This is a genomic window from Streptomyces sp. NPDC037410, assembly GCF_055602235.1.
The window spans coordinates 100,643-107,574 of record NZ_JBVJWR010000026.1 but is presented as its reverse complement, the minus strand read 5'-3'; the positions used below and the strand labels follow the sequence as shown (position 1 = coordinate 107,574).

The following is a 6,932-nucleotide window of genomic DNA, read 5'->3' as shown; positions in this document are numbered from 1 at the left end:
CGGTCATGCGCATCACGAAGACGCCGCGCATATCCATGGAGCTGACGCTCATGCTCTTCCCGCGAACCGGCGCCGGGTATAGCGCTTTCGTCGACTGACATCATATCCCCGCATATCAGAATGAAGTAGGACGGATGACAGGAAAGGCATGTTCGTGCCTGATCAACCTGCGCTGCATCGAATAAGCGCCAGATAAAGAACGGATCGTTCAGTTCGCGCCGATTGCCTGACTGGCCACCCGGTGGCCGACCGTCAAATCAACAGAGATCAAAACACTATCCAAAGGCCCGTCGAGCGTCAAGATCCAAGATCAACACACTTCTTGTTCGCAGAACGCGTCAGACCATTGCAAAACGGAACGAGCATCGACAATTACGCCGAAGAGCTCTTGAAGTTCCCTTGTGGTACCGGCCAGACAGTAACCCAGATCACTCCGCGAGAGCCGGAACTTTCTCCTTTGCTAGCGCAGTTGTAGGCGTTGTACGGTCTCGTTGCCGATCCGTCAGGTATGAGGCACGGGGGTGTTGGCCTGCTCTGGGGCCACCGCACCTCATGCCGGCGTGCTCGGTGACCAACATCCCTCTTGTCGTGTCAAGGAAGCGTGCCGATCGATACTCGTGTCACCTCAAGCGAACGGTGGCAGTCGAGGAGACCGGAAGGTTTTCAATCCCACAAGGTGTGACAAATGGCGAGAGGTCAACGGAAACGGGGAAGTGCTGTTCATGTCTACCGGGATCGAATCCGACGTGGAAGTGATCGTGACCTGGCGCGGAAACGCTCGCAACCTTAACGGGGCGAGTCGCAAAGGGGGGCGTATCAATCTGAAAGTCGGCGAACGGCTGGATTTCGGCATATCGAGCCGTACCGGAGTATTTCAACCCCAGGCCACGCCGGGCATCGGTGCGTTCGAGGTTTCCGGCAATCATCTCCTCCTCTCGAACTTCACCTCGTGCTCCACTTTCGTCATCGAGAACCTGGAGGGGGGTACGGAGCTGGTCAAGGCCCGCCCTCGTCGACTGGGCATGGTCATTCCATTTGAAATGTCCCGCATTCTGATTCCGTGCGGTCTGGACATAGTCGAACTCACTGTCTTCACTCCGCCGCCGGCCATGCTCGGACCTGAGCGGGCCGCTAGGGTCGCCGGGTCGGACATGTTCAAACTGGATACGGCGAGCAAGTATTTTGCTGTTCTCGTTGCGCTCTGTGAGCCGCGGTTGCGCGGTTCGTCCATGGCGGCAGTGCCCTCTGTCCAAGAGGTGGTCGAGAGGCTGAGGAGTACCGACCAGTTCAAGGGCGCGAACCGCAGCAGCATCAATTACCACATCGACTACCTGGCCGATCAGAAGCTTCCGGTCAGCCGTTGGGCCAAGTATGTGGACGGAGGCCGTATGCACTCCAAGCGCGAGGCCCTGGTCGCCTTCGCCCTCAGGTTCGACCTGGTCCGCGAGGAGCACCTTTCCCTGCTTCCGCTCCTCGTGCGTGACGATCTGCTGACGGAGCCGGCGGATCACTTCGCGTTCTGCGGCTGAGGGCGGGCGGCTGCCCTGCGGAACAGGTCTCACTTCCTCCCTACGAACAGGCGACACCGTGGAACCCACATCCCCCATCAAGCTCGCGACCTGGAACATGGGAGGCGGGATTCTCGGCGCATCCCATCAGCGCGGTGGAATCCCCTCGCCGGACTACTACGCGTCGGTGCTGCGGCAGCACGCGCCCGACGTGGTCTGTCTCCAGGAGGCTCACGACTACCGCGGGCGCGGCGAGAGCCAGCCGCACTACCTGGCGCGCCAGGCGGGGTATCCGCACGTGGTGTCGTTCCCCACCAGCGCCTCGCACCTGGCGGAAGGCGCCGACCTCACGCTGGCGGTCCTGTCCCGGTTCCCGCTCGGGAACGCGGTGTACCGACAGTTCCCCAACCCCGGCCTGACCGGCGCCGGCCCGGACGGAGAGGCTTGGTCGCTGGCGGACAAGGGATACGTGATCACCGAGGTCGACCTGGGTGACCGGCAGGTCGCGCTGATCAACGGCCACTGCTTCCCGCTGCGGCATTTCGGCGCACGTGCCACCGACCCGGAATTCGCCGACGGGTGGGACATGCTCACCCGGGACATGCTGACCCTCAGGGAGTCCGGTCCGGCCGTGCTGGCCGTCGACCTGAACCATGCCCCGGTCGAGGACGTGCTGCACGGGGCCCTCGGGCGCGACGGGTACGTCAACGCGTTCGCGCGTACCGACACGGCAGCCGTCAAGGGCGCCAAGAACGACTACATCCTCTACGGGCAGGGGATGCGCCTGCTGTCGGCGACCGTGACGGCCACCGAATCCGATCACGCGTACCGGCAGGTGAGCCTCTCCGTCTAGCGGAGGGTGTGCCGTCCGGCCGGGAGAGCGGAAGCGGCAGGGCCCCTCGGCCGCCGGCGTGATGAGTGAGATCACCACGCGAGCGAGCAGGGGCCCTGTCCTGTCACATCCGTCTACATCTCCGGCTCTCCCGCGGACCCGTTGCCGTCCGCGGTGACCAGCGCCTTCAGGGCATCGGGCCACGCCTCCGGGTCCGCGCCGTGCTGGCAGAAGACCGCGTACGCGAAACGTTCGAGCCCGAACCCGACACATGCGGTGTGCGCGGTGCCGCCGTCCGCGTCGGAGATCCCGAAGATGGAGCCGAACTTGTCGCCGTGCACGTTGAACGATCCGGCGGCCACGCTGCGGCCGGCCTCGACGGGCAGGCACAGCTCGTACTTGAGCTCCATGACGCGCTGGACCTGCACGTAGTCGGCGACCTGCTCGTTGAGGAAGAACGGGTCGTTGGCGACTTCGAGTCGACCGGCCAGTCCCAGTTCCTCGACCAGATCGCAGACAGCGGAAACCATACGGCGGCGCTGTTCGACGACTGACTTCCGGTCACCGAAGAAGACGACCTCCCGCATGGTGAATTCCCAGAGCCGTTCCAGAGAGCGCCGGTAGCGGGCCTCGAAGCGGAAGGTCTTCCCACGAGTGGTCACTGCGATGTACTTCTTGTCCAGGCTGGTTCCGGCCAGGTGCTGGTAGACGTGATAGCAAACGGCAGGGGGAAGGCAGTAGCCGAGGTGTTCGCTGTGCTCTTCGATGTGCTTGCCGATGTCTTCGGACGACGCGACTCCCGAGGTGAACGAGTCGTAGGTGTCGACGTCCGAGTGGAATCGGCTGGCCGTCATCAGGAACTGGGGGAAGGCGCTCATGTACCCGGCGCGCTTCAGGGTTTCCGTGGAGATGAGGGTGGGGTAGTGGAACGAGCCGGCGTCGAATTCCTGGACGGCCAGTTCGTGAATCCGCCGGTCGATCCCGAACATCACCTTGCTGAAGAGGCCTCCGACGGCGTAGAGCCCTTCCCCCATCTCCGCGACGATATCGGCGTCCGTCAGCTTCTCGAAGACGCCATCGTCGCCCTGTTCGGCGTGGGGAGACTTCCAGAGTATTTCGGTCTCCAACTGCTCCTGGGGCAGGACGTCCTTGGTGATGATCACGTCCAGCTTTCGGCTGAGCTCATCCCCCTCCACGGCGGAGGATGTGGTGACCTCTACACCGACGACCTGCTCGCCTTCCGCGATGAGCCGGAACCCCTCGATCTCCGGCGAGACGTAGTACACGCGCTTGGCCAGCTCGGAACCGAGGTAGTCGGGGATCGGCTTGACGAGCATGACGGTCTGGGTGGGCATGGAACTCCTCAAGTGGGGTGCGCAAGGAGAAGTTCCCCCTGAGCCTGGACAGCGGGTGGTTACGCTGCGGGGGCGAGATCGTTGCGGCAGAGTGCGATCGATCTCGACGAAGCGGAGGATGTCGGAAGGCTGCCCCGTGGGATTCCCACACGGTGGTGCCGATCTCCGCTGTGAGCAGTCCGAAAAGCCTTCGGTCGCCGCGCCATCGTAACATGATCCGGTTCGTCCCCTACTTAGTAGAGGATGAACTTTGGGCGCTGATCGGGGTGTTGCTACCGGCCTGGCCGGAATGGGCGCCCGTCTGGCGCCGGTGCGCGAAAAGGCCGACGAGAAGTCGCGTCCGATCAGCCCCGGGGACGCGTATCCCCGGGGCGCCGTAAGCACCCCGGGGACTCGGCGTGGATGACCACGCCTCCTTCATCCGCTTCGCGGAGAAGGCGAGGCCTTGAGGGATTCACCCAAGGGCCGGCAGGCCCTTGGCGAAGGTCTCGAAGAGTTCCGGCGGCGCATTGAGGAAGCGCTGGTGCGGGCCGTCGAGGAGCACGAAGTTCGTGTCGCCGCAGGCCGTCCATCCGCCCATGTGCCGGTGGTCGATCTCGATGTCCTCGGTCCATCCGATCGTGGTGATCGGCGTCGCCAGCCGCTGCGGGTTCGGCATGACGTACCGCTTGTTGGCGGCGATGTCCTCTTCGAGGATGTCCAGATAGACGTCGCTGAGGTCGGGGATCGGCGTGCCGCCCATCGCGATGGTCATCTTGTCCAGCTCGTCGTTCAGCTCCGACCGGTTCATCGCGAGCCATCGCCCGGCCGGTCCGTCCTGCGGTGCGACCTGCGACGAGATGAACAGGTTGCTCGGCGTCGGCCATCCGCGGCGCTCGATCTCCGCGGACACCTCGTACGCCGCGAGCGCGGAACCGCAGTGGCCGAAGAAGCCGTAGGGGACGTCGAGGTAGGGCTCGACGGCGTCCGCCAGCGCCACCGCCATCTCCTGGTAGGTGGCGAAGATCGGCTCGTTGAACCGGTTCTCCCGGCCCGGCGGTTGCAGGCGGCAGAAGTCGATTCCCCGGTAGGAATCCGGCCAATGCCGGTACATCATCGCCCCGTTGCCGGAGTACGGGATGCAGAACACGCGTGCCGACGCGTCGGCCAGCGGCGCGCGGGGAAACCACTTGTTCGGCTTCCGGTTCGCGGTGACGTCACTCATCGCAGGTCCTCCGAGATAGCGTCGATCACGAGCCGCGTCGCCTGCGCGTCGAGGAAGTGCCCGCCTTCGATGACGTTCATGACGAACGGACCGGTGGTCTCCTTGCCCCATGGCTCCATCTGCCGCGGCGGGCATTCCTCGTCGTCCACGCCGGCGAAGGCCGTGATCGGGATGTCGAGCAGTACGTCGGGTTGGTACGTGTGCGTACTGAGTACGGTCAGGTCGGCGCGCAGGGTGGTCAGGACCTCGTCCAGCAGCTCACGGTCGTCGAGGAGCTGGGGCGGGGTGCCGCCCAGCCACTGCATGTACTCCACCAGGCCCTCGTCCGGGCCGTTCCAGGGGCGGATCTCGCGGTCGAGGTTCGGTGCCGACGCCGCCGAGACGTACAGCGCGATCGGCGTCGGCAGCCCCCTCTCGCGCAGGGCATGGGCGAGGTGCCACCCGACGCGCGCGCCCATGCTCGCTCCGAACACGGCGAGCGGCCGGTCGAGCAGCGGCTCGACGACCTCGACGAGGCCGTCGACCAGCTCCTCCATGGCCTGGAACGGCGGCTCGTCGATCCGGTTCTGGCGGCCGGGCAGCTGCACCGCGATCGGATCGATCGACGGTGGCAGCAGCCGCGGCCACTCGCGGAACGTCGCTGCGTTGCCGCCCGCGTGGTGCAGGCACAGCAGCGTGGTCGCCCCCGCTGCCGGGCGTCGAAATCGCTTCAACCAGCGACGTCCGTCGGACATGGAACTTCTTACCTTCCGGTGTTCGTCAGATGCGGCGTGCCGTGATCGGCAGGTGCTTGTATCCGTTCACGAAAGTCGAGCGCATCCGTACCGGAGTGCCGGCGGACTCGAACCCGTGATACGTGGTCAGCAGCTCTTCGAAGAGGATCTTCAGGGTGGCGCGGGCGAGCGTGTGACCGACGCAGTAGTGCGGGCCCATGCCGAACGAGAGGTGCCGGTTCGGCTTGCGGCGCAGCTGGAACGTGTCGGGGTCGGGGAACGCGTCCGGGTCCCGGTTCGCCGCTCCGAACCAGACGACGAGCGGGTCGCCCTCCTTGACCTTGGTGCCCCGGACCTCGACGTCCCGGGTGGCGTGGCGCATGAAGTAGTTCACGGGCGCAGCGAGGCGCAGGGCCTCCTCGACCGCGGACCCGGTGACGCTGATGTCGGCGGCCCACTCCTCGAGCAGGCCGGTCCCGATCTGCTCGGACATCACGTAGTTGGGCGAGTGCGGAGTCGTCACCGAGGCGCCGAGCAGCACGCTGTAGCAGTTCGACATGACCTCGCCGGGGGCCATCGGCCGGCCGTCCACATCGGTGGTCAGCAGAACACTGATGAGGTCGTCGCCGAGGTTGCGGCGCCGCTCGCGGTAGATCTCCTGGAAGTACGCGAACAGCTCCCGGTGGGCGTTGTCCACCGTCGCCACGGCGTCGCCGCTGCCGGCGTCCAGGTAGTCGGGGTCACTGCCGGCGATCGAGGCGTTGAGCAGGTGGCACAGCCGCGGCCAGTCCTCGCGCGGCAGGTCCATCGCGACACCGGCCACCGCCACGGGCAGCATGAGCATGGCCTGGGCGAAGTCGAAGGAGCCGCCGTCGCCCAGCGGCGCGAACAGCTCGCGCACCAGACCCTGGATCGCCGCGTGCTGGGCCTCCAGCGACTTGGGCGTGAGCGCCTTCTGCAGGCGCGCGCGCATCCCGGTGTGCCGCGGAGGGTCGGTCACCGGAATCTGGCGGCCGCCCGCGGGGTCCTGGGTGCCCAGGGTGTCGAGCATCGTTCCGCGCTCGGACGTGAACGTGTCGTGGTCGCGCAGGACCCGGTCGGCGTCGTCGTACTTGACGACGGACCAGAAGCCGCGCCGCTCGTCGACCTGCTGCCAGTTGAGCCGGTCGAGGTCGCGCAGGCGGGCCCAGGTGGCGCGGTAGTCGCCGTCGCTGAACAGCATCGGGTCGGCGGGGCCGTACCCGTACGCCGCCGTCGCCGTGTGCGTCACCGGGCACTTGCTCACCAGGCGGGTGGGCGTCTCGTCGATTTCGGTCATCT

At 65.8% G+C, this 6,932-nt stretch carries 6 protein-coding genes; 2 read left to right on the top strand and 4 right to left on the bottom strand.

Annotation, left to right across the window (positions count from 1 at the left end):
* The first annotated feature begins 722 nt into the window (after window positions 1-722).
* Both ACZ7HT_RS32405 and ACZ7HT_RS32400 read left to right on the top strand, forming a co-directional pair.
* Window positions 723-1,529, top strand: a complete 807-nt coding sequence (locus ACZ7HT_RS32405; protein ID WP_471172453.1) for a hypothetical protein — start codon at window positions 723-725, stop codon at window positions 1,527-1,529.
* 58 nt (window positions 1,530-1,587) lie between these two features.
* Entirely contained in the window at window positions 1,588-2,361 is a 774-nt protein-coding gene (locus ACZ7HT_RS32400; protein WP_471172451.1) for an endonuclease/exonuclease/phosphatase family protein, read from the top strand.
* A 113-nt stretch (window positions 2,362-2,474) separates the two neighbouring features.
* Here ACZ7HT_RS32400 and ACZ7HT_RS32395 read toward each other — a convergent pair whose 3' ends face one another.
* From ACZ7HT_RS32395 to ACZ7HT_RS32380, 4 genes are all read right to left on the bottom strand, one after another.
* A complete protein-coding gene (locus tag ACZ7HT_RS32395; RefSeq protein ID WP_471172449.1) occupies window positions 2,475-3,695 on the bottom strand; it encodes a class-II aminoacyl-tRNA synthetase family protein in 1,221 nt (406 codons plus the stop codon).
* A 454-nt stretch (window positions 3,696-4,149) separates the two neighbouring features.
* Window positions 4,150-4,899 carry a thioesterase II family protein gene (locus tag ACZ7HT_RS32390; protein ID WP_471172446.1) on the bottom strand — a complete coding sequence of 250 codons (750 nt, stop codon included), beginning with the start codon at window positions 4,897-4,899 and terminating at the stop codon, window positions 4,150-4,152.
* Window positions 4,896-5,633, bottom strand: a complete 738-nt coding sequence (locus ACZ7HT_RS32385; RefSeq protein ID WP_471172444.1) for a thioesterase II family protein — start codon at window positions 5,631-5,633, stop codon at window positions 4,896-4,898. The genes ACZ7HT_RS32390 and ACZ7HT_RS32385 overlap by 4 nt, the downstream gene beginning before the upstream one ends.
* A 25-nt stretch (window positions 5,634-5,658) precedes the next feature.
* Window positions 5,659-6,930 carry a cytochrome P450 gene (locus tag ACZ7HT_RS32380; protein WP_471172442.1) on the bottom strand — a complete coding sequence of 424 codons (1,272 nt, stop codon included), beginning with the start codon at window positions 6,928-6,930 and terminating at the stop codon, window positions 5,659-5,661.
* Window positions 6,931-6,932: the final 2 nt, after the last annotated feature.